Source organism: Wolbachia endosymbiont of Dactylopius coccus (genome assembly GCF_977011065.1).
The window spans coordinates 555,444-578,604 of record NZ_OZ347065.1 but is presented as its reverse complement, the minus strand read 5'-3'; the positions used below and the strand labels follow the sequence as shown (position 1 = coordinate 578,604).

24 protein-coding genes and 1 pseudogene are annotated in these 23,161 nt (G+C 35.5%); 6 read left to right on the top strand and 19 right to left on the bottom strand.

Translation table 11 applies throughout. The annotated features are described in order from the left end of the window. Window positions 1-127: 127 nt before the first annotated feature. The 8 genes from pstB to ACWHVF_RS03180 form a co-directional block, all read right to left on the bottom strand. Complete coding sequence (pstB, locus tag ACWHVF_RS03215) at window positions 128-886, bottom strand: phosphate ABC transporter ATP-binding protein PstB (RefSeq protein WP_064124867.1); 759 nt, start codon at window positions 884-886, stop codon at window positions 128-130. Then, window positions 883-1,668: a 4-hydroxy-tetrahydrodipicolinate reductase gene (gene dapB / locus ACWHVF_RS03210; protein ID WP_006279993.1), complete on the bottom strand. Its 786-nt coding sequence runs from the start codon at window positions 1,666-1,668 to the stop codon at window positions 883-885. Before dapB ends, pstB begins: the two co-directional genes overlap by 4 nt. Before the next feature lie 360 nt (window positions 1,669-2,028). Beyond that, window positions 2,029-2,910 (bottom strand): Rpn family recombination-promoting nuclease/putative transposase, encoded by an 882-nt coding sequence (locus tag ACWHVF_RS03205; protein ID WP_064124868.1) that lies wholly within the window; start codon window positions 2,908-2,910, stop codon window positions 2,029-2,031. Window positions 2,911-3,223: 313 nt separating this feature from the next. Next, window positions 3,224-4,240 carry a DNA polymerase III subunit delta gene (holA, locus tag ACWHVF_RS03200; protein ID WP_064124869.1) on the bottom strand — a complete coding sequence of 339 codons (1,017 nt, stop codon included), beginning with the start codon at window positions 4,238-4,240 and terminating at the stop codon, window positions 3,224-3,226. Between the two features lie 5 nt (window positions 4,241-4,245). Further along, entirely contained in the window at window positions 4,246-4,431 is a 186-nt protein-coding gene (locus ACWHVF_RS03195; protein ID WP_064124870.1) for a hypothetical protein, read from the bottom strand. A 131-nt stretch (window positions 4,432-4,562) separates the two neighbouring features. Beyond that, window positions 4,563-5,363, bottom strand: coding sequence for a metal ABC transporter permease (locus ACWHVF_RS03190; RefSeq protein ID WP_064124871.1), 801 nt, complete (start codon window positions 5,361-5,363; stop codon window positions 4,563-4,565). Between the two features lies 1 nt (window position 5,364). Further along, on the bottom strand, window positions 5,365-5,721 hold the full coding sequence (locus ACWHVF_RS03185; RefSeq protein ID WP_064124872.1) for an Mth938-like domain-containing protein: 357 nt from the start codon (window positions 5,719-5,721) through the stop codon (window positions 5,365-5,367). Window positions 5,722-5,725: 4 nt separating this feature from the next. Then, window positions 5,726-6,592 (bottom strand): 4-(cytidine 5'-diphospho)-2-C-methyl-D-erythritol kinase, encoded by an 867-nt coding sequence (locus ACWHVF_RS03180; RefSeq protein WP_064124873.1) that lies wholly within the window; start codon window positions 6,590-6,592, stop codon window positions 5,726-5,728. 81 nt (window positions 6,593-6,673) lie between these two features. Here ACWHVF_RS03180 and ACWHVF_RS03175 point away from each other — a divergent pair, with 81 nt between their 5' ends. After that, window positions 6,674-10,225 carry a UvrD-helicase domain-containing protein gene (locus ACWHVF_RS03175; protein WP_064124874.1) on the top strand — a complete coding sequence of 1,184 codons (3,552 nt, stop codon included), beginning with the start codon at window positions 6,674-6,676 and terminating at the stop codon, window positions 10,223-10,225. 137 nt (window positions 10,226-10,362) lie between these two features. On the opposite strand, the gene ACWHVF_RS03170 is transcribed toward ACWHVF_RS03175, so the two are convergent. From ACWHVF_RS03170 to ACWHVF_RS03150, 5 genes and pseudogenes are all read right to left on the bottom strand, one after another. Continuing rightward, a complete protein-coding gene (locus ACWHVF_RS03170; RefSeq protein WP_447933161.1) occupies window positions 10,363-10,602 on the bottom strand; it encodes a hypothetical protein in 240 nt (79 codons plus the stop codon). Window positions 10,603-10,699: 97 nt separating this feature from the next. Then, window positions 10,700-10,804, bottom strand: a pseudogene (locus ACWHVF_RS03165) (JAB domain-containing protein); the annotation flags it as partial. A gap of 11 nt (window positions 10,805-10,815) precedes the next feature. Then, complete coding sequence (locus ACWHVF_RS03160; protein WP_064085756.1) at window positions 10,816-11,568, bottom strand: IS5 family transposase; 753 nt, start codon at window positions 11,566-11,568, stop codon at window positions 10,816-10,818. Between the two features lie 37 nt (window positions 11,569-11,605). Continuing rightward, complete coding sequence (locus tag ACWHVF_RS03155; RefSeq protein WP_064124968.1) at window positions 11,606-12,229, bottom strand: JAB domain-containing protein; 624 nt, start codon at window positions 12,227-12,229, stop codon at window positions 11,606-11,608. A 177-nt stretch (window positions 12,230-12,406) separates the two neighbouring features. Then, window positions 12,407-12,529 carry a hypothetical protein gene (locus ACWHVF_RS03150; protein ID WP_447933160.1) on the bottom strand — a complete coding sequence of 41 codons (123 nt, stop codon included), beginning with the start codon at window positions 12,527-12,529 and terminating at the stop codon, window positions 12,407-12,409. Between the two features lie 163 nt (window positions 12,530-12,692). Here ACWHVF_RS03150 and ACWHVF_RS03145 point away from each other — a divergent pair, with 163 nt between their 5' ends. The 3 genes from ACWHVF_RS03145 (at window position 12,693) to ACWHVF_RS03135 (ending at window position 14,583) form a co-directional block, all read left to right on the top strand. Then, complete coding sequence (locus ACWHVF_RS03145) at window positions 12,693-13,799, top strand: D-alanyl-D-alanine carboxypeptidase family protein (protein WP_064124960.1); 1,107 nt, start codon at window positions 12,693-12,695, stop codon at window positions 13,797-13,799. A 108-nt stretch (window positions 13,800-13,907) separates the two neighbouring features. Further along, window positions 13,908-14,222, top strand: coding sequence for a DMT family transporter (locus ACWHVF_RS03140; protein ID WP_064124961.1), 315 nt, complete (start codon window positions 13,908-13,910; stop codon window positions 14,220-14,222). A 16-nt stretch (window positions 14,223-14,238) separates the two neighbouring features. Next, complete coding sequence (locus ACWHVF_RS03135) at window positions 14,239-14,583, top strand: DMT family transporter (protein ID WP_064124962.1); 345 nt, start codon at window positions 14,239-14,241, stop codon at window positions 14,581-14,583. Between the two features lie 217 nt (window positions 14,584-14,800). On the opposite strand, the gene ACWHVF_RS03130 is transcribed toward ACWHVF_RS03135, so the two are convergent. From ACWHVF_RS03130 to prfB, 4 genes are all read right to left on the bottom strand, one after another. Next, window positions 14,801-14,953 carry a hypothetical protein gene (locus tag ACWHVF_RS03130; RefSeq protein ID WP_447933159.1) on the bottom strand — a complete coding sequence of 51 codons (153 nt, stop codon included), beginning with the start codon at window positions 14,951-14,953 and terminating at the stop codon, window positions 14,801-14,803. Between the two features lie 2 nt (window positions 14,954-14,955). Beyond that, window positions 14,956-15,867: an Rpn family recombination-promoting nuclease/putative transposase gene (locus ACWHVF_RS03125; RefSeq protein WP_064124963.1), complete on the bottom strand. Its 912-nt coding sequence runs from the start codon at window positions 15,865-15,867 to the stop codon at window positions 14,956-14,958. Window positions 15,868-15,959: 92 nt separating this feature from the next. Next, window positions 15,960-17,144: an ankyrin repeat domain-containing protein gene (locus ACWHVF_RS03120; protein ID WP_064124964.1), complete on the bottom strand. Its 1,185-nt coding sequence runs from the start codon at window positions 17,142-17,144 to the stop codon at window positions 15,960-15,962. Between the two features lie 70 nt (window positions 17,145-17,214). Beyond that, a protein-coding gene (gene prfB, locus ACWHVF_RS03115; protein ID WP_156488182.1) for a peptide chain release factor 2 occupies window positions 17,215-18,319 on the bottom strand; the annotation gives its coding sequence in 2 pieces (ribosomal slippage) (window positions 17,215-18,243 and window positions 18,245-18,319; 1,104 coding nt in all). A gap of 154 nt (window positions 18,320-18,473) precedes the next feature. Here prfB and mgtE point away from each other — a divergent pair. Then, on the top strand, window positions 18,474-19,844 hold the full coding sequence (gene mgtE / locus ACWHVF_RS03110) for a magnesium transporter (protein ID WP_064124965.1): 1,371 nt from the start codon (window positions 18,474-18,476) through the stop codon (window positions 19,842-19,844). A gap of 296 nt (window positions 19,845-20,140) precedes the next feature. Here the strand turns inward: mgtE and ACWHVF_RS03105 are convergent, their stop codons facing one another. Continuing rightward, window positions 20,141-21,592 carry a TrkH family potassium uptake protein gene (locus ACWHVF_RS03105; protein WP_064124966.1) on the bottom strand — a complete coding sequence of 484 codons (1,452 nt, stop codon included), beginning with the start codon at window positions 21,590-21,592 and terminating at the stop codon, window positions 20,141-20,143. Between the two features lie 131 nt (window positions 21,593-21,723). Here ACWHVF_RS03105 and ACWHVF_RS03100 point away from each other — a divergent pair, with 131 nt between their 5' ends. Beyond that, window positions 21,724-22,839, top strand: coding sequence for an ankyrin repeat domain-containing protein (locus tag ACWHVF_RS03100; RefSeq protein WP_064124967.1), 1,116 nt, complete (start codon window positions 21,724-21,726; stop codon window positions 22,837-22,839). Here ACWHVF_RS03100 and ACWHVF_RS03095 read toward each other — a convergent pair. Then, a complete protein-coding gene (locus tag ACWHVF_RS03095; RefSeq protein ID WP_447933158.1) occupies window positions 22,786-23,160 on the bottom strand; it encodes a hypothetical protein in 375 nt (124 codons plus the stop codon). The two genes, ACWHVF_RS03100 and ACWHVF_RS03095, sit on opposite strands and share 54 nt — an antisense overlap. Window position 23,161: the final 1 nt, after the last annotated feature.

The window sequence follows — 23,161 nt, the reverse complement described above, 5'->3', positions numbered from 1 at the left end:
CTAGATCCCGCCAGCGGGATGACGGTTGTCGTTAAATCTAAGTCAGTTTAGCTATACCATGCTGAACGACAGATACGGCATACGGATACATTTTTTAAAGTAGCCAAGCTACTTTGATGACAGAAACCTAATGATCCAGGATATACTCCTTTGTTAAGGGAGATTGAGCATTTTCGAATATTTCTTGAGTGCTTCCAGATTCAACGATCTTGCCATTATGAAAGAAAATTATACTATCAGATAACTTTTTAGCTTGCTTCATTGAATGAGTCACCATAATTATAGTAAATCTTAATTTCAGCTCTTGTATAAGATTTTCGATTGCATTGGTTGCCATTGGATCAAGAGCGGAGCACGGTTCATCCATTAATAAAATAGTTGGCTTCACTGCAATTGCGCGAGCGATGCATAGCCTCTGTTGTTGGCCACCGGATAAATCGAGTGCACTATCTTGCAATCTGTCTTTTAATTCTTCCCATAAGCCAACTTTAGTTAAACTATTTTCCACCATCTCATTCAATTTTTGCTTATCCTTCACCATACCATGCAGTTTTGGCCCATAAGCAACATTGTCATATATTGATTTTGGAAAAGGATTTGGCTTTTGAAATACCATACCAACTTTTGCTCTAAGTAGTACAACATCCATATCGCGTGAATATATATCACCCAGCCCATCGATATCTAATTCACCAACAGTTTTGCAACCTGGTACATAGTCATTCATACGATTAAAACAACGCAAAAATGTTGATTTACCGCACCCGGATGGTCCGATAAAAGTAGTAACTTTTCTTTTATAAATATTCAAATTTATATCGAATAAAACTTGCTTAGAGCCATACCAGAGATTTAAATCTTTAACAGAGGCACGTGTATTGCTCATATCACATCCTGCATTGAATAGAGCCCCGGAATTTCTCTTTTATTTTCGTATAGCCATACTGCTGCTTGAACAGCTCCTCTAGCAAATGTTGTGCGATCAATTGCTTTGTGGTTTAGTTCTATCCGTTCATCAGAATTAACAAACATCACGCTGTGATCTCCTATTACTCCACCTCCACGAGATACTGCAAAACCTATTCCCCCCTTTTTCCTTATGTTTGAACCACTATGTAAATATTGATTGGACTGAAAATCCACTTTTGAAGCGTTAGCAATTGTTTTGCCAAGTTCTATAGCTGTTCCAGATGGTGAATCCTTTTTTAAGTTATGATGCATTTCCCAAATCTCAACGTCATATTCATTACCTAAAAGCTCAGCAGCTTTTTTTACCAATTTCAGCAACACATTAACCCCAACACTCATATTTGCTGACCATAATATTGGAACTTCAGCAGCATATTCTTTCAAATCGACACCTTCTATTCCAGTTGTGCCACTAACCAGCGGTGTTTTAAATTTTACAGCTGCTTTAAGGCAGTCTAACATACATTCTTTAGTTGTAAAATCTATTACAACGTCGGATAACTCAAATATGCCACTAATAGAACTTGTAACCTTGATTCCTAGATTGGCTATAATTGGTCCAATATCTGAATCTATGTACTTACTGCCTGAACGGGCAACAGCACCTGCTATTTCCACTTTGGTATTTGTAATTAATTCATTGAGTATTTTTTTGCCCATTCTGCCTAAGCAGCCTATTACTCCAACTCTGATTTTCATAAAGCTTTTTGTGTTATATTAGGCCTTTTTTTAGGCTTTGTCACTTCTGATCTATATTCTATAGCTGACCCAAGTAACACGTCATACTGCCGCGGCGCTAACTAGTAGCGGAATGACGGTTTTTCAAATTGTCGTAAGTCAGTTTAGCTATATATGACTCATTTCTTTACTGTAACTTAACAAGAACTGGTCTGTAGCTAATAGTTATTGACAATAAGGGTAATTAACTTTGATAAGAATCTTTTCTGTGTTCAATTGAAGTTTGTATGTTCTGGAATATCTATATAGTAAATTATGCGGTAATCGTAGACTACGCTGCCCACTTAAATTATGCCACAAAGGTTTTCCAAGTGTAACCGTTCACAGATTTCCGCTTAATTCTTCAATCTCACTAATAGAAAGGCCAGTAAACTTGACAATAGTGTTGACATCAACATTATTAGCCAGCATTGCTTTTGCGACTTCAATTTTCCCTTCCTCTTTACCAATTTTTTTACCTTTCTCTTCAGCAAGATCAAGTCTGTATTCAAGAATGGCTTCTTCTTTGCGTAGATCCATTATTCTTTCTTCGTAAGCTACTAAATCTTTTTCGTTCCAACGAAACTTGTCTAATTCATCATATGCTAGCTTTATTATTGGCGCTTTTTCTGCTATCTCTTTTAAGTCCTCTTCTGTTGTTTCTTCTGCGTATTTAAAAAAGAAACACCACCTTTCTACTATACTTTCTAACTGCTCTACTTTATTTTTTGCGAATTTAGGCAACTCAATAAAGACAAATTGAAAATCTTTTAAGTAATGGCCGTTAGTTTTTATATCACGTATATTGTGAGTAGAAATATAATCAACTTCTTCAGGAAGTAAGGTACAATTTGATATAGCAATAAAGAAGACTTTCTTTAAATCAATGTAGTTGCCAGATTTATCTAATTGTCTTGAGTAGGCTTTAGCGGCATACAATTGAGCGCGTTTCTCAAAACCTTTATCACGAGCCAGTTGCATCTCAATCACGAACCTATTACCAATAGAATCCTTGCAGAGAACATCAACAATACTTTGTTTATCAGAGGCAACTTCGGGATCCATAATAGTGCTAAGAAACTCAACTTCTTGTATTGCATTTATCTCAGTAAACCCTAAAATATCGTTCAAAAAGTGGATCAGGATATTCTTATTTTTTTCCGTTCCAAAGATTTTTTTGAAACACAAATCATTGCGAGGATCGAGAAATTTTGAAAGAGCCATGGCAAAAATGCTTGAAAATATTAATAATTATACACTATTATTAACAACTATTCAACCATATTTTTGAAGATAGCTATGCCGCCGCGGTATCTCTTAGCCGCTAACAAGTAGCGGGATGACGAGGATGCCGCCGCGAACTGTCATACCGCCGCGGCGCTAACTAGTAGCGGAATGACGGTTTTTCAAATTGTCGTAAGTCAGTTTAGCTATAGGCAGCAATTTTCTGTATTTATTTTAAATTGAAGAAAGCTCAAATGAAAGATAGTGCTTTGCTAAAAATCACAAAATGCAGTCTGGTTACACCTTATCTTTGTTAGCTATAGCAAGTAATTGTATTTGTAATATGACAAATCACCTGCTGAAAAATCATTTTATGATCTAAATCAGTTTTTTTACAGGTAACTTCTAAGCTTATCAATTTTTCCAAGATCTTCTTAAGTTCTGAAAGTTGCAAACTTTTCAAATGAGATTTAAAACTCTGCAATTGTTTAAAAAACAATGGAGGGCTTAGCTGATCAATCGCAGCCTGCTCACTCATTCCACCTTGCACTGACAGCAAAACGGTTTCAAGGCGTAGGAAATAATTTGATATAATGCGAATTAGCGCTATCGGTGAAAAATTTTCTTGCGATATCAATGCATCAGAAATTCTAATGAAGCGCGACATATCTTTACTTGCTATGGCAGAGCATAGATCATCAAGTGTAGCATAGTCGTTGCCGGAAGTTGAAAAGCATAATTCTATATCAGTAAGTTTTAGGTCTTTTCTCTCCCCTAAGTACAAAACTAACTTCTCAAGTTCTGAACATATAGGCAGCTTGCTATGATTAAAGTAAGATTGCAAATGGTAGATTATCTCATTTGTGCATTTTATATCATTTTGTTTTAAGTAACTTGATATAATATCATAAAGATTACTGTTGCTGTCCTTATAGCAAGCAATTACACCAAAAATTTTTGAACTCTCCATATAACTTTTAGTCGCAGAATTATATGGAAGATCACTTGCTACCATCATTACATAGTGATCGCCTGCATTATAATCTAATACATTTTTTAACTCTTTGGATATACTCCCACTTACATTTATCAGCTTAATTAATTTTTTGCTGGTAAACATCGAAATGTTTGCCAATTCAGAAAACAGTAAACCGGGTGACTTATTCACTATTGCAAAATCCATCACCTGAACTGAATACTCATCCAAATTAGCAATTATTTCTTGTACATAAAAACCAACCTTACTGTTATCACTTCCATGAATTAACACACCACTTAAAGCATCAGGTTTCTCTAGGAATTTTTTAACTTTGGATGGTGTGACCCTCATGCTATCTATATGATATCATTCTCATTTGATTGTACATTAGCATCAAAAGACTCTGAGCTTTCTTGTACAATATCATCTGCCGTACTCTGCACATCATCTGACGCATCCTTCCTCCAAAAAGAAGCACACTTATTGTAAAAATTTTTCATAGGTTGTACTATATATTTAGAAAAAAATCCTTCTTCGCTCATATTGCTTACTCCATAAAATTAACAACTTATCATTAGCATATAAATAATAGTATAGCAAAAACTATTTTGTGCTAAGATAGTGATGTTTTATAATGAGTATATTACAAAATTATTAACATTCGAGATTAAAATTAAGCCAACCTGCTTAATACTAGCCTTATAAAATAAGCGATAATTAAATATACGGCTGCAACAAGTATAATTGCAGGTCCAGTTAACAAATCAAAACTTGCAGATAACATGAGACCTGATATCCCAGAGATCACAGAAAAAACTGTTGCAACAATAATCATCTGCATTGGAGTTTTCGAAATGAGCCTTGCAGATGCTGCTGGTATTAGCAAAAATGCAGCAATGAGTAATATTCCTATTAATTGGGCAGCAATTGCTATAAATATAGCAAGAGTGATTAAAAATTCTAGTCTAACAAAATTAACATTAATCTTCTCAACTACTGCTAAATCTTGATTAATTGAAATCATTAACCAATAACGCCATCTAAATATTAATATCAAAGTAACTATTACAGAGATTAAAAAAATCAATATTATATCACTTTGATCGAGCGTTAATATATCACCAAACAGTGAGCTAATAATACTATTATTGCCCGATGGAAGAAAAGACATAAGTATTAAACTCGATGATAAAACTACATTGGTAACAATGTTCAATATCGTATCAGCAGAATATAATCTGTTAAAATTAAGAGAAAGTAGTATAGCAAATGTAATTGCAATGAGCATTATGCTAAGCGATGGGCTAATCTTAAAGATTAAAGCAAGTGCAACACCAAGCAACGAAGAATGGGACAAACTATCACCAAGATAAGATAACCTTTGCCATATCATAAACGATCCTAAAGCACCTGTTACTAGGCTAATTACGACTACTGCAACTAGACTATTGATGAAAAAGTCCTGGGTAAGCATGCTATATGGCTATTAGATAACTGACAACAAATCTATCTTCGGATATTAAAACGTTATGGGTTCTGCATGCTGCACCGGTTGTCATAAATTCAAAATTTAAACCTTTTTGTTCCATAAGATAGGACTTCACTGAAGAACTTGGTATATTGCGTGTTTTACCAGTACCTATTATCAAAATTTCTATTTCCTCTGTTAAAAAAGATTTAAAATGTTCCTTGCTATTTATATCACTTTCTTTCAATTTAATCACCTTTTCAGGAAAAATTATGATTGAGCCATAATATTCTTGATTGTTTACCAAAAATTTTCCTTCCCTGTAACCATTTATAAGATTTTTATTCTCGGAAATTAAGGGCATAAAGTCAAACTATTAATTGAGTGTCACATACCCACCATTCCGGTTGCTTTTCTCTGATATTAACTGCAGCAGCTTTTGCATTTTCCTCACTATCGAATATTCCAAAACATGCTACACCACTGCCTGACATGCGAGAAAGTATAGAGCCTTCTTGTGACTCAAGTGTTGATATCACATCCTTAATTTCAGGTACAAGGCTTATTGCTATTTCTTGAAGATCGTTTCTCGTCTCTTTAAGAAGCTTCAACAAATCCTTTTCAGCGTCATCGCTCCATTTAATTGGCTCAGAAAATTTTCCTTCATGTTTGGAAAATACCTCTGGTGTACTCAAAAACCTTTTTTTCGGTTTCACAAGCACCACATTTGTAGGTAAAGAGAATTTTTTAATGTGGCATAATTCTTCGCCAATACCTCTAACAAAAACTGGCTTACTATCTACGCTTGCGGGAACATCAGCACCAACGTTTAAGGCTATTTCATTTAAAATCGTTCTATCAATCTTCCACAGCTTCCCTAGCGTACGTACCACAGCTCCAGCATCTGAGGATCCGCTACCTAGTCCTGCAGCAATTGGTATATTTTTTACAACTTTTACAGTGACTTTAGTGCGTATAGGAGCATGTCTAAGCAGCAGATTAATCGCTTTTGTTACAGTGTTATACCTGGTATTTATTTTAGACTCGGAGTTTATAAATTCAACTGTAGAGTTATCGTATCTAGAGTCCTTCTCACCTACTTTTATTTCCAAAAAATTAGAGAGATTAGCAAAGACAAATAAACCTTCAATCAAGTGATATCCTGTTTCCTTCTTATTTACAACATGCAAAAAAAGATTGATTTTTGCAGGCGCCTTTACACAAAAACTTTTCATTATATATCTTCACTAAGATTATTTTTACATTATATGTATAATGCTATTTTAGTCAACTTCTATAAGGTTTTCGCACTTCTGATGAGAAAAAATGCCATAAATCCTAATTTCTCTGTGTGGGTAAATGCATCTGCTGGTACAGGCAAAACAAAAATCTTAATAGACAGAGTATTGAGACTTTTATTAGAAAACAAAAGAAATATTCTTTGCTTAACATTTACCAACGCTGCAGCAAACGAGATGGAGAATCGCATTCACAGCATACTCAGTAAGTGGGCAATATGCTCAGAGAGTGAATTAATAATGGATCTGGAACAACTAGACCTCTTGCATTTAAGTGAGGAATCGGTGTCATTCCAGCGCGTGACGCTGGAATCCAGAAAAAAGGAAGAATGGATCCCAGTGTCAAGCACTGGGATGACAAAGGAGAGTGCTGGGATAACGGAGGGATCCAGAAAAAATGAAGCACTTGATCGTTATTTAGCAAGAGCAAGAAGGCTTTTCTCTGAATTGGAAAATCTTGGTCTAACTATACAAACCATACACGCTTTCTGTTACAAATTAATTTCCAACTTTCCCATAGAAGCTGGCATTGCTCCGAATTGTACACTGAGTGAATGTAAAGAATTACATTCTATCATATTCAATAAAGTGCTTAATAATGAAACTGTGCAGGATGATATCAATCTTATTGCAGCTGAATTTGATGAAAATAAACTACGCGATTTGCTTTATACTTTATGTGTAAAAAGATCGATGTCAGCAAATGATTCGAAATATATCAAAGATAAATTGAGCGCCCCAGATGAAATTCATGACTTACAGAGTGAAACAATTGAGCACGTGGGAAGACTAGCCGAGATATTAAGTGAAGGCAGTAAAAGAGATCAGAGTTATAGTGAAATACTTTATTCTACTGTCATCCCAGTACTTGATACTGGGATCCAGAAAGAAAATATGTGGATTCCAGTGTCACGCACTGGAATGACATCAGGCCTAGTAGATTCCAGCGTCACGCGCTGGAATGACACTAAAGTAGAAAACCTAGCCAAGGTATTTCTAAAATCAGAATCGCACGAAAAAAAGAGCATATCATCCATTGCAACAAAAAGTATTTTGGAGAAATTCAAAGATGCAGAGCAAATAATAGAAAACATTCAGAATGCAGTGTTTACTCATATAAGAGACATGAACTCTTATCAAATATTCAAGAGAACCAGTAGCTTACTTGGTGTATTTAAAGTATATGTTGATTTATATAATAGTGAAAAATCAAAAAATGCACTGCTTGACTACAATGATATAATCAACTTAGCAACAAATCTTCTCAGCAATCCAGATTATAAAGATTGGGTATTGTTTAACTTAGATCAAAAAATAGATCACATTCTTGTTGATGAAGCGCAAGACAATAGCATCAGCCAGTGGAAAATTATAACAAATCTCTGCGATGAATTTTTTGCCGGTAATGATGAAAAGCGAACCTTATTTGTAGTTGGTGACGTAAAACAATCCATATACAGATTTCAAGGAGCAAATCCCCATCTATTCAACTACATGCAACAATACTTTCATACGAAAACTGGTGGCAGAGATTGGATATCATGCCAACTTGAAAAGTCATTTCGTTCAACTCCAGAAGTTTTGATGCTTGTAGATAGAATATTTAATAACTTCCGCGCAGAAATATCTTTTAATGATAATGAAATAAAACATGTTCCACATAGAGAAAATGACCAAGGATATATTGAAATTTGGCCAGCGTTACCAAGGCGCAAAGAGAAAGAACAGCAAGCTTTACAAATTCCTCTGACATGCAAGGAAGGTTATACAATAGCAGATCGATTACTTGCTCAAACAATAGCTAACAGAATTCACAATTGGTTAAACGAAGGGCGGATTTTAGTCGCTAAAGATCGCCATATAGAACCAAGAGACATTATGGTTCTGGTACGACAACGAAACGTATTAGTTGATTACATAATAAGCGAACTTAAAAAAGCAAACGTGCCAGTTGTAGGCCGGGATTATTTTAGAATTATGGACTATATAGCCGTGCAGGACTTAATAGCTTTGGCCGAATTTTTACTCCTCCAGGCAAATGATTTAGCTCTTGCAAATGCTTTAAAATCACCGTTATTCAATTTTACCGAGGATGATTTATTTAACATTGCATATGACCGTAAAGAGCATTCACTATGGGAAAGAATTCAGGATTATTCTGTGGTTATCTATAGTGAATTAAACTATCTCATTAACTTATCTCGCATAGAGTCTCCTCTTGCACTATTTACACATATATTGCGTACAGGTAAGAAGAAATTTGCTGCAAGGCTAGGTCTTGAGTGCTTCGAGGTTCTAGACGAATTTATGAACCTTGTGTTGCAATTTGAAAACCCATCTCTTCAAGCGTTTGTTCAGTGGATCAAGGAGAATAACCCGGAAATTAAGAATGATATGCAATCAGAACGCAATGCTGTGCGAATAATGACAATTCACAAATCAAAAGGTCTGCAAGCTCCCATAGTATTTTTGGTTGATACAAATACAGTGCCAAGAGACAGTGAAAGCATTATCTTTGATGGAACGGAAGTGCCATTTTGGTGTGGAAAAAACAATAACGCCTATTGCGATCAAGTAAAAAGAGAGAAAAAACTAGAGGATTATAATGAATATTTGCGTTTATTATACGTAGCACTCACACGTGCTGAAGATGAGTTATACATCTTAAGTAAAGAGCCAGTGCAAAAGGGCTCTTGGTATGATCTAATCACAAGATATGGAGAACCATATGAAAAGAAACAAGCATACTTACAGCCAATATTTAAAGAAAAAGTTGAAGTGCTATGTGTGAACGCAAACTACCCTTACATTTATAAAAAACGTGATTATTTTGACGTTCCAGTGATTTCGCTTCCGCCAAACCTATCAATGTCATTCCAGTGCCCTCTTTCGTCATTTCAACACCCTTTCCTGTCATCCCAGTGCTTGACACTGGGATCCAGTAAAAAAGAAGAAAAGCCAGCATCAGCTACTCACTCTTCGATGTCATTTCAGCACGTGACGCTGGAATCCAGTGAAAAAGAAGGAGCAGAATGGATCCCAGTGTCAAGCACTGGGATGACAAATAGGGGTATTGGAATGACAGATGAGAGTGCTGGAATGACAACAAGGAGCACTGGGATGACAGATGGTTATACAAGAGGCTTAATAATCCACAGCATATTGCAGTATATGCCCAAGATAGAAAAAGAAAGGAGAAAAAACTGGGTCAGAAAATATCTTAACAATATAAACACCAGTGAAGATAAGGATGAAATTTACAGTAAAATATTAGCCTTTAATGAAAAATATGGCTATTTGTTTGACTTGGAAGGCAAATCAGAGATTACACTGAGTGGAACAATTGATGGCAAGTCAGTATTAGTACGACTAGATAGGCTATGCATAACGCAAGATAAAGCAATCATAATTGACTACAAATCACACCGTAACGTTTCTGTTTCCTTATTAAATGAAATAAAAAAACAGATGTTAATCTATAAAACCTTAGTACAAGAAATATATCCAAACAAGCAAGTAGAGTGCGTGGTTATTTGGGTGGAAGATTTAACTCTGCAATCTGACTTTTGATGAAACTTGATTGCAAGAAATAGCTACTACGTCATACCACCGCAAGCCGTCATACCGCGATTCATTCCACAACTGTACGAACATTGCGATTTGGGCCTACCAGAAGGGTGTCATGAAAGTAGCTGACACTGGTTCCTTTATGACGGTGTCATCCCAGTGCCCAGACACTGGGATCCAGGAAACTTAATTGCAAGTAATGCATTGGGTTTGGTGAGTATGGGTTTTGCGTTATAGAATGAAGCACTTTTGATGAATTTGTAAAAAAAACTGGATTCCAGTGTCAAGCACTGGAATGACACCTTCCTAGTGGAAATTGCTCTCAAATCACAATGTTCGTACAGTTGTGGATTCATTCGCGGTATCTCAGCCGCTAACAAGAGATCCCGCTAACAAGTAGCGGGATGACGAATATACCGCCACGAACCGTCATACCGTCACGGTATCTTTTAGCCGCTAACACGTAGCGGAAAGCTTTCACAACAACCTATTTTCCTTGAAACTAAAATAGCTACTGAATGTAATAATAATGTGGTCTATTAATTCTATTCCTATACTTTGGCAAGCTTCTGCTAGGCTCTGTGGACAAAATTTTAGAGAAGCCATATGAGAGCTCCAACAAAATTTAGAAATCCCATGTAAACCTCTGCGGTCTTGTCAAATCTGGAAAAAATGCGCCTAAAATTTTTAATTTTACCGAAAAAGCACTCAATCAAATGACGTTCTTTATAAATATGCTCATCATAGTATCTTTGCACTTTTCGATTCCTTTTTGATGGAATTACGATTTCACATTTCCTGTTTTCAAGGCTGACCACAAAAGCATTGCTGTCATAACCCTTATCAGCTACTACAATGGAGTTATAGACATTTTTTGTTAATACTTCAGCTTGTGTAATTTCATTCCTCTGGCCAGGAGTAAGTATAAATTTTAAAGGATTTCCCAATGCATCAACAAGTGCATGAATTTTAGTCGTAAAGCCACCTTTACTTCGCCCTAAAGCCTCTTGATCCTTCGAATCTTTTGTATATCCAGCCGAACATGGATGGGCTCTAATGATCGTACCGTCGATTATGACGGCTTCTAAATCTGGCTCTTGTTTTGTGTACTCCAATAAATTTTTCCAAATACCCCTTTCGCACCATCTCTTAAATCGTTTGTGTATACTTCTGTAATTGCCATAGATTTTCGGCAAAAGTTGCCATTGGCAACCACTTTGCGCCATATACCACACTGCTTCTATGAATATTCTTAAACGTTTTTCGTCTTTACTATGCATTCCTTTTATGCCTTTTATGAATTCTAAAATTTGTTTCCAATTTCTTTCTTTTATATAATATTCCATTCGGTAGTTTCTCCATTTTTATGTTCATTTGGTTAAACTACCACTTTTTTTCTCCCTCTTCATATTTTTTGTCCACAGAGCCTAGTTGTCTAGTGAGAGATATATCGCTATTTGAAGGTTGTGTATCTCCGCTTGGATGATTGTGAGATATTACAATGGATGTTGAACCAATCAAAAGTGCGCGCTTGATGATCTCTCTGACATAAAGAGGAGTTTGATCTACTGTACCAACGTTTTGCAGGTCTTCCGCTATTAGACGATACTTTTTATTCATATAGATGACGCGAAAATTTTCCTTATTGAGGCTTCCTATACTTATTCTTAAATAATCAAGCAATTTTTCCCAGTTATCGATTACAGGCAGGTTTTTTATTTCTTCTCTTGCAGAACGAACAAAGGCTTGTTTTACACAAAAGATGGCAGATATCGCTGCATTGCTGACACCATCAACATTTTGCAGTGCTTCCAGGTCAGCATTAAAAACTTTATTTAAGCTGCCAAAACTTTCTATCAAACTCTTTGCCACCGGTTTTACATCAATTCTACTATATGCTGAATATAAAATGTGCTCTAAAACTTCATAATCAAGTAATGATTGTCCATTATCTAAAATAATTTTCTCTCTTAGGCGCTTTCTATGCCCCTTTTTGTAATTTTTCATCATCAATGAATTGCTTATCTCTTGTATAATAAGAAATTAGATTTTTAAGTAAAATATTTAATAAAGCGCATGACGTACAATTGTAAGAACATTCATTTTTAAAGATAGTAAATGGTGTCATCAAAGTAGCTGACACTGGGATCCAGGAAAGTTTGCTTATTCACAAGCAAACTAATCTTATGTTAAAGCAGTGTTCTTGATGAGATTGCGTAAAGGCTGGATTCCAGTGTCAGCTACTTGGATGACACCATTTGTTGTTTCATAATCGCAATTAGCTACAAACATTAAGAAATTTACCAAACGAAAAAAAGGCAAAAAAAACTTAGAATAGCTAATTATTCACTATCCTTATGATAAGGGGGTTGGCGGAGTTTGTCAAGGAATTTTTATACAAGAGATCTATTGAAATGCCCCTGTAAAATTATACTATTAATTAGTGCACTATAAATTTAAAATTATAGATATGTTAAGCAGATTGGTAATTTTGCTATTAGTTTTTATACTTCCTTTTTCTTCATACTCATACCAGTTTAGAACCAAAGCAAAGCAAGCAGTAGTCTTAGATTTAGCTTCGGACTCGCTCATTTTTGACCATAATTCCGATGAAAAAATGGCCCCATCTTCAATGAGTAAGTTAATGACTTTATATATAGCCTTCGATTATCTAAAAGCTGGAATAATAAATATGGAGGATAAATTTCGAGTAAGCAGAAAAGCGTGGGAAAGAAAAGGCTCTTCTATGTTTTTAAAAGAAGGTCAATCCGTTACGGTGAGGGAATTACTCGAAGGAATTACAATAGTCTCAGGTAATGATGCCTGCATAACACTAGCCGAAGGTATTGCAGGATCAGAAGAGAATTTTGTGGCTGAAATGAATGAGGTTGCACAAAATTTGAACCTGAATGACAGTCATTTTGTCAACTCAAGCGGGTGGCCAGATGGAGATCATTTTATGAGCGCAAAAGACTTGGTAATGCTGGCAAAAAGGATTTTCACTGATTTTCCTGAATATTACGATTTATTTTCTGAACAATATTTGACATATAACGAAATTGCACAAAAGAATAAAAATCTTCTACTTTTTCACGACATTGGGGTTGACGGTTTAAAAACCGGTCATACGAATGCTGGTGGTTATGGCATTGTAGCATCTGCAAAACGAAATGATAGGAGAATTTTTGCTGTCGTAAATGGTTTAAACACTGAGAAAGAGCGAATAGAAGAAGCAAAAAGACTGATACAATACTCCTTAAATCATTTTAATACTAAGAAAATATTTGCTAAAGACAGTGTAGTTGAGGAAGTAAATGTTCTCTATGGAAAAGATAAAAAAGTGCCTATTACAGTTGCAAACGATGTTGCCATAACTTACAACCGCAAATTGCATGACCAAATTAAGGTGCGTATTGAATATAAAGATATGATACCTGCACCCATTAAAAAAGGTCAAGAAGTGGGCAAAGTTTTTGTAGAAATACCAGGTATTGAGCAACAAACTACACCTCTTTATGCAGCAAATGACGTACAGGAATTGAATTTCGTAGAAAAGTTTTTTAGAATGTTATTTTAAGTTTAATATATTGGCTTTCAAAGCAATTTCGAAAGAGAGATCTATTGCACTTTAGTGTAGTTTTAACTAACAATTTCTGTTACAATACAAGATTGAAATGTTACGAGAATGTGCTGGTTATATTTGTTGCTGTCTAGTATCCTAGAGATACTGTGGGCTGTAACGCTAAAGTTTAGTAACAGTTTTACTAAGGTTGTGCCTTCGATTGCAACATTGGTAATTATGATCATTAGCATTTATTTTTTATCTCTTGCAGCATGCTTTCTACCTATTAGAGTATGCTATGCAGTTTCCTCTGGAATATGCACAATTGGAATAACTATAATTGGTGCAACCGCTTTCACAGAGAATATTAATTTATCTCAAGTTTTATGTATCATTTTAATTGTAATAGGAACCATAGGGCTAAAGCTCTCTATTTAAACCTAAAAATTTATGCATGAATTGGATATATTTACTCTTATCGTCACTAATTGAAGTGTTCTGGGTCATAACACTTAAGCATAGTTGTGGATTTACTCATCTCGTACCATCAATAATTAGCATACTCTCCATGGCTCTTAGTACGTATTTACTTTCGCTCGCTATACGTTCTATACCTATCGGAGTATGCTATGCAATTTGGACTGGAGTAGGTGCTATAGGAGCTTCGATACTTGGAGTTTACCTATTTAATGAACCAGTTAATTTATTCGAAGTAATATGCTTTATTTTAGTTACATTCGGGATTATAGGATTAAAATTGTTTGATACTACAAAACAAACTGTTGATAAAATGGAATAGTATCTGTTCAGATGCATGGCTAATGTACAAATACTGAACAAAAATTCCAGTGCTCCCTTTCTTGTCATCCCAGTGCTTGACACTGGGATCCAGATTGGGCACTAAGTTGATAAACACGAAAGCGGTTAATCCTTTAAACGTTTTTGATGGAACTGTGCGAAAGGACTGGATCCCAGTGTCAAGCACTGGGATGACACCATTTGTTGTGAACTCACTTTTACCCTATGGTCTTGCCGCTATCCTGAACGGATACATGGAATAAGAGATCCCACTGGGATGACAGAAGCAGATACTCCACATTGTCATGCAAATTGGAATCCAGACTTTTTTCTATACAGCATGGTGGAGACGAGAAACCGTAACCGTTCACACTTAATTCTGCAATTCTTCAATCTCACTAATGGACAGGCCAGTACACTTGACAATAGTGTTAACATCAATATTATTGGCTAGCATTTTTTTTGCAACTTCAATTTTTCCTTCAATTTTTCCTTCTTCTCTACCTTCTTTCCTACCTTTCTCTTCACCAATTTTGATGCCTTCAATTTTTCCCTCAATTTTTCCTTGTTGAATAGAAGAAAGATAATCATCAATATGTTTCTTAGTTTGATCATAAGCAAAACGTTCTTCTTTACTCCAGTTATATTGATTTAACACATCATAAGCTCTACCAATAATAACATCACTACCTATTATTTTCTGTAGATCTTCTTCGCTAGTTTCATCGGCGTACTTAAAAAAATAAATCCATTTTTCAACAATATTTGAAAGCTGATCTTCTTTTGTCTTATTAAACTTTGGTAGCTCGATGAAAGTGAAACTAAAATCTTTGAGATCATGTTCATAGGTAATTTTATCAAAAGTAACGTGATCAGATTTGTAAGCCAGCTTGTTAGGAAATAAGATAAAATCGGCGATAGCAATAAAAATAACTCCTTTAAGATCTTGATATTGATCACCTTTGTGAGCTTGACTTGAATAAGCTTTAGCAGCATAGTATTGAGCGCGTTTCTCAAAGCCTGTAGTTTTAACAACTTGCATTTCAATAATTAGCTGGGTTCCAGCAGAATCAGTACAGAGAACATCAACAATGCTCTGCTTTTGAGAAGCAATATCAGGATCCTGAATGGGACTTAAAAAAGAAACATCTTCTATCTGATCAACACCAGTAAGGCCTAGCATATCATTAAGAAAGTGAATAAGAATGTCCTTATTATTTACAGAGCCAAAAATACGCCGAAAGGCAAAGTCGTTCTTAGGATCGAGAAACTTAGAAATAGCCATAGCTAAAGTGCTTAGAAAAGATTAATAATTATACACTATTATTAACAACTATTCAATCATATTTTAAGCTTAACTTGATACTATAAACTGTGTCAATCTGCCGCCTTGCCACCTTCTGGCACATTTCCATTTACGTTTTGCGCTTCTTTCGTTTCATCCATTTTAGTACTAGGTTTTAATATGCTATATGTAATACCACCAACTGCTAGTGCCGCTGCTGTAATGATAGCTGCTGCTATCATTACGGACATCAATTCAACTGCAACTGTCCCGGTTGCAAAAAGTGTCACTGCTATAGCAGTACTAAGTGCCGCAGTTGCACAGCCTGCAAAAATTCCTTTCTCTCTTGCATTTTTTTCAGCTTGTTTTTGCTCTTTTTCCCTTGCAAGCTGTGCCACATGTTCATTAAAGTCTATTGGGGCTTCACCATTTTTATTCTTTAATGAGTAGTCTGCTCCGTTTTCTATTAGAATCTCAATATTTGTGCTGCTGAAGCAATCTGTAGCAAAGTGTAAGGGAGTCCTTCCACATTTATCTACCGCATCAATATTCGCCTTCCCCTTTATCAGGGTTTTCACAATCTTTCCACTGAAGTCACGTGAAGCAGCCATGTGTAAAGGAGTCAAACCATCTTTATCTACTGCGTCAATATTTGCACCTTTTTCTATTAGAGCCTGTACAACTTCTTGATTAGCATTATATCCTCTAGCAGCCATATGTAGAGGAGTGATCATAGATTCATCTAATGATGCGTTAACATCTGCTCCTTCCTTTACTAGAATTTCTACTATCTCCTTATTATTGCTACTCAAAGCAGCACAATGTAAAGGTGTAATTCCATCTTTACTTACCGCTTTAACATTTGCTCCTTTTTTTATTAGAGCATTAACCACTTCCACCTGAGCATTACCAGCAGCCTTGTGTAAAGGAGTCAAACCATCTTTATCTACTGTATTAATGTCTATCCCTCTTTCTATTAGAGCTTCTACTATCTTCACATGACCAGTAATAGCAGCTAAAATAAATAATGTTCTATGATGGATTTCCACTTGGTTACGTATGGGTGGTAAGCCAAAAAATCCAGGTTCTATGCAACTACTAGTATACTCTATATTTAAGCAGGTGAGACTCGCATCAAAACCAGTTTCGCTCAACTGAGTATATTCATCTGAATATTGTGATAATTTCTCTTTTATCTTCTCAATTACATTATCTTTGCTTAAATCTGCTTCATTATCGATTGCACTTAATATTCTTTTCCACTGATCATATTTCATTGTCATAACTTTACTCCTACTTTAACAATATTTTAATTATCATATATTATGGCAAGAAAGTCAACCCTACCTAATTTTGCTTAGTAAGCACACTAACTATGAAACAGTCTATATTACCATCAAAAACAGAATTTATATTGCCCACTTCATGCCCGGTTCTTAAATCCTTCACCATTTGATATGGATGCATAACGTACGATCTGATCTGATTGCCCCAGCCTATATCGCATTTTTTACCATACTCTTCAGCCATCTTTTGTTCTTTCTTTTCCAGTTCAATTTGGTATAAACGGCCTTTGAGTAATTTTAACGCCTCATCTTTATTTCTGTGTTGAGAACGACCATTTTGGCATTGAACTACAACACCAGTTGGAATATGGGTAATGCGTACCGCACTTTCAGTCTTGTTCACGTGCTGACCGCCTGCTCCAGAAGCTCGGTAGGTGTCGATCTTTAGATCCTTTTCATCCACAGCAATATCAATTGAATCTTCGATCACTGGAGTTACTCCTACACTTGCAAAACTGGTATGACGTTTACCATTTGCATCAAACGGCGATATTCTAACCAGCCTGTGAATTCCACTTTCACTTTTTGCCCACCCGTAAGCTTTTTCTCCAACGATTTTTATCATTGCAGACTTTATACCAACCGACTCTCCTTCTAATTTTTCTACAACTTCAACTTTAAAGTTGTGATAAATTTCTGCCCACCTTACATACATGCGCATCAGCATTTCAGCCCAATCATTGCTCTCTGTTCCGCCAGCTCCTGAGTGGATTTCTAAAAAACAGTTATTGTTATCTGCTTCACCAGTAAATAAGGATTCTGTCTCTTTAAGTTTGATTAATTTCTCTAGCTTAGCTAATTCATTTTCAACTTCAGAGAAAAATTCTTCATCATTCTCATCAATAGCAGACTTCATTAAGCTAATGGCATCGTTGTAATCGCTTTCCAGCTTTGAAAACGACTCTATGTCATGCTTAATTTTAGAACGTTCTTTTAAAATTTCTTGTGCCTTTTGATTGTCTTGCCACAGACTATCATTTGACGCTTGGGAATCCAGCTCTTCAAGACGCAACTTTAATTTTTCTATGTCAAAGACACCTCCTGATAAGAGAAATACTTTTATTTAAGCCTTGAAAGTATTCGAAAATTTCTGAATAAGTTTTCATTATACTTTAGATTTTAATATATTTACTATTACTAACAATAACAGCAAACAAAATAGAAATTTAACCATATGATAGTTAATTCAAAATAATTTCATTATACTTTAATGTTTAAGGAAATCAAGTGTATATGTTTATTAAAAAATAAGGTAAAGCAATGAATATTAAAATAAGTTCTCATTATGGTCTAGACAAAAAGGCTATTGATGACTTAATAGAGTCACTTGATAACGAGGAGCTAGAAAATGTTCGTAATATTGTAAAAACGATAGATAGCGTTCAGTTAGCTTATTTTTTATCTACTTCAATCAGTGATCACAGGGAGAAATTAGTTAATATCCTCGATCAACATTTGTTAAGTGATGCCCTAGTGCATGTAGTGCCAGATTTACAAAGAGAGATCATAGAAACATTGGGAATAGAAAATACAGCAAAGTTACTAATGCTCCTTGATGTAGAAGATATAGTAACCATAGTGAAAGATTTGGATAGAAAGTCTATAGAAAACATACTTAACTACTTACCCAATGCAACTCAAAAATTAGTAGAGGAGTTGCTATCATACCCAGAAGAAAGTGCAGGAAGGCTGATACATAAAGATATGGTTATAGCTCCATATTATTGGACAATAAATCAACTGACAGAATTTGTGTGCAACTATAAAAAAATACCAGAAAGATTTCACCAGATATTCATTATCAACTCAAAATTAGAGCCTATAGGCAGTGTTAATTTAAATAAGGTAATATCTCACTCAGGAGATACAATAATAAAAGAGATAATGGATCATGAAATAAAGATCATTAAAACTGGAGTAGACCAAGAGGAAGTAGCAAGAATATTTAAAGATTACTCTCTATTATCGGCTCCGGTAGTAAATAAGAATGGTAAAATTATTGGTGTGATCTTAATTGAAGATGTGATAAAAGTTGTTCAACAAGAAACAGAAGAGGATGTACTAAAAATAAGCGGTGTATCTTCTAAAGCCGATATAAATGCCCCTATACATAAAACTATAATTAAAAGGCTACCTTGGTTACTGTTTAACCTCTTAGCTGCAACAATGTGTTCCATAGTAGTTGGCTTTTTCGATGATGTAATAAAAAGTTTTATAGTACTGCCAATAATCATGCCGATAATTGCATCAATGAGCGGAAATGCAGGATCCCAAACAGTAACGCTAACCATCCGGGCAATCGCAACAAAATATCTAACTGAGCAAAATGCAAAAAGAATACTGATGAAAGAATTTTTAATAGGTCTTATAAACGGGGTGATCTTATCTACTATTTCATTAGTAGTGTTAGCAATAAGGTTTCACAGCTTCAAAGTGGAGATGATTTTTGTGGTCTCCATGATTATGATGTCAATTATTGCAACGTTTATCGGAACTTTCATTCCTATAATGCTTCATCGCTTAAAATCTGACCCTGCCGTTTCTTCTTCAATCCTAACATCGGCAACAACTGATATTCTCTCAGCTCTTATATTTCTTGGTTTAGCTACGATCTTTTTATTAAATAGCTAATACTATCTATAGCTATACCGCCCACAACCGTACAAACATTGCAATTTGCAGGCAATTTGCGTGGCAGATGGTGTCATCCAAGTAGCCCCTATGATGTCATCCCAGTGCTTGACACTGGGATCCAGAAAAGTTTGCTTGTAAACTAGCATGGAAAGTAGCTGATCTTACACTAAATGAATGTTTTTGATGAGGTTGCATAGAAGCTGGATGCCAGTGTCACGCACTGGCATGACACCCATTTGTTCCTATAGTTGTCTTTTCTCGTCTACCTTACTGCCACTCTGCTGAACGGATACCTATTTTTTTCTATTAAATAAGAATAAATTACCTATACAAAAATAGATTGGCAATATTTCAAGTCTGCCAAGCAGCATTAAAAACGATAGAAATAATTTTACTTCATTACTGAAAGAGGAATAATTACCCAAAGGACCTATTAAATTACTAAATCCCGGGCCAGAGTTTGTAAGCGTTGCAGAGACTGAGCTGATGCTAGTTATAAAGTCTGCATTGCTTAAGTAAGACATCACTATTGATGAAATGGTAAACGTTAACATGAAAATTGCAAAAAATATAAAGACAGAGTGAACTTCATCATTCTCCAGGATTTTTCCATTGAATTTTACCCTATCGCCTGCGCCTGGGTTCAATAAAAGGCAAAAGTGATTTCCTATAGACTTTAGAAAAATGATCAAACGAAAGATTTTGATGCCACCACTTGAAGAACCACTACATCCACCAACAAAGGTTAGAAAAAAAGCTAAGACTGAAATGAAGCTCCAATCTATATGATTACAGATTGCATAACCAGTTGACGTAATTAAGGAGGTGATGGTAAATGTGCTGCATCTAAATGATAATGACACTCCTAAATCAACATTTTGATACAACCAAAAACAAGCAAATAAAGATGAAACAATAGCTACCCTTACAAAGTAAGAAACCTGTTCATCATGGCAAATGTCTAACCGTCTTATAATTTTTAAATAGCTAAGAAAAGGCAGAGAACCCAAAATCATAAAAATGATCGTTATGACTTCTAACATAGGGTTATTGTAGTGCCCTATAGAATCATTATAGTTAGCAAATCCACCAGTTGATACAGAGGACATTCCGTGACATATTGCATCAAACAGTGGCATACCAGCTAGATAATAAGAAAATATACATAATAAAATTAGGCTATAATATATTGCTGTAACATGAATCACTACACTTCGCGTATTCGGCAATTTTCTTTTGGTGGCATCTGAATATTCAGAATAAAGTAAATTATTTAGGCCGAGAATCTTAAGCATAGGGAAAACTGCAATTCCTAAAGTGATTACACCAAAACCCCCTATGCCATGTAGCATTGCTCTCCACAGCAATATTCCTGGAGATTGTTTTTCAATATCATTAAATATAGTTGCCCCTGTGGTTGTGATGCCAGATATCGTTTCAAATAATGCATCAACATAGCTCAGATTATCAAAATAGAAAGGAATAGCTGCAAACAAAGGCAAGGCAATCCAGGTGCAACTAGTAATCGCAAAAATTGCCGGCGTGCCATTTAATTTACCGAGTAAAATAAAAATTACGCCAGATGTGCAGGTAATTATGAATCCAGCGAGAAAATTTTTCCATTCGTAGCTGAGACATTTATTAGTAATAGCAGGAATAAGCATTGCTAAGCTAAATAACAATAGGAATATTCCCACAATAAATACAATTGAACGCAAATTTTGTAAACGTTGATGATTTTTCATAGACCTAGCTACACAAAGCCATAAACAACGTCAAGCATTTTGTTGGCCTTTATTAAGTTATTAACAATATACTTGACTTACTTGTAAATATGTGTGATAATTAAGATTATTATAAAAAATAGAGGTAAAATATGGAATATGAACAGTTTGCAGCATTATACAACGCATTAAAGTCCATAAGTTCTGACGAAAGTCTGAATCAGGATAACGTAATTGGAGCAATAAAAAGTCAATTACCATCAGATTTAGATGTATATAAAGAGTGGGAAAAAGGGAAATTTAGTTTAGATCATGTGTTTACTACTGTTCCTGATCACAAACACACATTATTAACGACTGCTTTAAACCGTGCAGATTTAAAGGTGGCAAATTTTCTAATAAAAGTAGGGGCTGATGTTAATGCAGTGGGTGTAAATGGATGGACTCCATTGATTATGGCTATTGAAAAGAAATGTGATAAACCTTCTAATAAAGCTCTAGTAGATCTTCTAATGGAAGCAAAGGCTGATGTTAACGCAGCAGCAGTTGAAAATATGACTCCAATATCTAAGGCTGTTCAACGTGGCGATTTAGAGACATTCAAAGCTCTAATGGAAAAAAAGGCTAAGGTTGATGTAAAACCTCCATATGGTGAATCTCTATTAGAGTGGGCTGAGCTTCATAAAGGGCACGTAGTAAATGTGGAAGATATAATAAATATTCTAAAGGCTCCTTCAGAAGAAAAGAAAAAAACAGCTCCTGAAATAGCTACAAGCACTGATATAGACAACTTAAAGCAGACAGGTGAAGCAGAAAGCACTATACCAACAGTGCCAGATGAAACAAGTGGCAAAATATCACTAGAAGAACGCGATGCAGAATATGCATTGGAATGTCAAATTGAAGAGATTGCTCTGTCTACTGATGGACAACTTCCAGAAAATAACGATATAAACTTCACTGATGCTCAGGGTGTAACTACAACCCCAGCAAATAGCAGCGAAATAAGCCCTGCACCAACTACTGATAGCAAAACCCCAGAAAAGAACGATACAACCTTCTGGAGTGAACACAAAGGGAAGATTGCTCTAGGTGCCACTGTCGTATGCACAGCTGGTGCTATTGCAGCCTATATGTTGGCGTATCCTGCAGTTGCACTGGCTTTAGCAGTTTTGGCAGCAGTTATATTAATGGGTGCTGGTATTGCTAAGGTTTTAGAAGATCCAAGTGCAGAAAAACAGTTTACACAACAACAAGAAGTACACTAGGAGGGTGTCATTCCAGTGCTTGACACTGGGATGACATCTTTCTTGGTCTCTTGTATCGCAATGTTCGTACAGTTGTGTGTCAAGCACTGGAATGATACCGAAGGGACTACTTGCATGACATCGTTTACTATGTGACGGTATCTGTTCAGATGCATGGCTAATGTACAAATATTGAAACAAAAATTCCAGTGCCCCTGTGATGTCATTCCAGTGCTTGACACTGGAATCCAGCTTTTGATCGAAAATGTTGTATAGTACACAATCAAATTTTCTGGATCCCAGTGTCAAGCACTGGGATGACACCATTTGTTGTAAACTCACT

Bases quoted from the DNA above. Each gene is read 5' to 3' on its own strand.
- pstB (WP_064124867.1), bottom strand. From the start codon at position 886: ATGAGCAATACACGTGCCTCTGTTAAAGATTTAAATCTCTGGTATGGC.
- dapB (WP_006279993.1), bottom strand. From the start codon at position 1,668: ATGAAAATCAGAGTTGGAGTAATAGGCTGCTTAGGCAGAATGGGCAAA.
- ACWHVF_RS03205 (WP_064124868.1), bottom strand. From the start codon at position 2,910: ATGGCTCTTTCAAAATTTCTCGATCCTCGCAATGATTTGTGTTTCAAA.
- holA (WP_064124869.1), bottom strand. From the start codon at position 4,240: ATGAGGGTCACACCATCCAAAGTTAAAAAATTCCTAGAGAAACCTGAT.
- ACWHVF_RS03195 (WP_064124870.1), bottom strand. From the start codon at position 4,431: ATGAGCGAAGAAGGATTTTTTTCTAAATATATAGTACAACCTATGAAA.
- ACWHVF_RS03190 (WP_064124871.1), bottom strand. From the start codon at position 5,363: ATGCTTACCCAGGACTTTTTCATCAATAGTCTAGTTGCAGTAGTCGTA.
- ACWHVF_RS03185 (WP_064124872.1), bottom strand. From the start codon at position 5,721: ATGCCCTTAATTTCCGAGAATAAAAATCTTATAAATGGTTACAGGGAA.
- ACWHVF_RS03180 (WP_064124873.1), bottom strand. From the start codon at position 6,592: ATGAAAAGTTTTTGTGTAAAGGCGCCTGCAAAAATCAATCTTTTTTTG.
- ACWHVF_RS03175 (WP_064124874.1), top strand. From the start codon at position 6,674: ATGAGAAAAAATGCCATAAATCCTAATTTCTCTGTGTGGGTAAATGCA.
- ACWHVF_RS03160 (WP_064085756.1), bottom strand. From the start codon at position 11,568: ATGGAATATTATATAAAAGAAAGAAATTGGAAACAAATTTTAGAATTC.
- ACWHVF_RS03155 (WP_064124968.1), bottom strand. From the start codon at position 12,229: ATGAAAAATTACAAAAAGGGGCATAGAAAGCGCCTAAGAGAGAAAATT.
- ACWHVF_RS03145 (WP_064124960.1), top strand. From the start codon at position 12,693: ATGTTAAGCAGATTGGTAATTTTGCTATTAGTTTTTATACTTCCTTTT.
- ACWHVF_RS03140 (WP_064124961.1), top strand. From the start codon at position 13,908: ATGTGCTGGTTATATTTGTTGCTGTCTAGTATCCTAGAGATACTGTGG.
- ACWHVF_RS03135 (WP_064124962.1), top strand. From the start codon at position 14,239: ATGAATTGGATATATTTACTCTTATCGTCACTAATTGAAGTGTTCTGG.
- ACWHVF_RS03125 (WP_064124963.1), bottom strand. From the start codon at position 15,867: ATGGCTATTTCTAAGTTTCTCGATCCTAAGAACGACTTTGCCTTTCGG.
- ACWHVF_RS03120 (WP_064124964.1), bottom strand. From the start codon at position 17,144: ATGAAATATGATCAGTGGAAAAGAATATTAAGTGCAATCGATAATGAA.
- mgtE (WP_064124965.1), top strand. From the start codon at position 18,474: ATGAATATTAAAATAAGTTCTCATTATGGTCTAGACAAAAAGGCTATT.
- ACWHVF_RS03105 (WP_064124966.1), bottom strand. From the start codon at position 21,592: ATGAAAAATCATCAACGTTTACAAAATTTGCGTTCAATTGTATTTATT.
- ACWHVF_RS03100 (WP_064124967.1), top strand. From the start codon at position 21,724: ATGGAATATGAACAGTTTGCAGCATTATACAACGCATTAAAGTCCATA.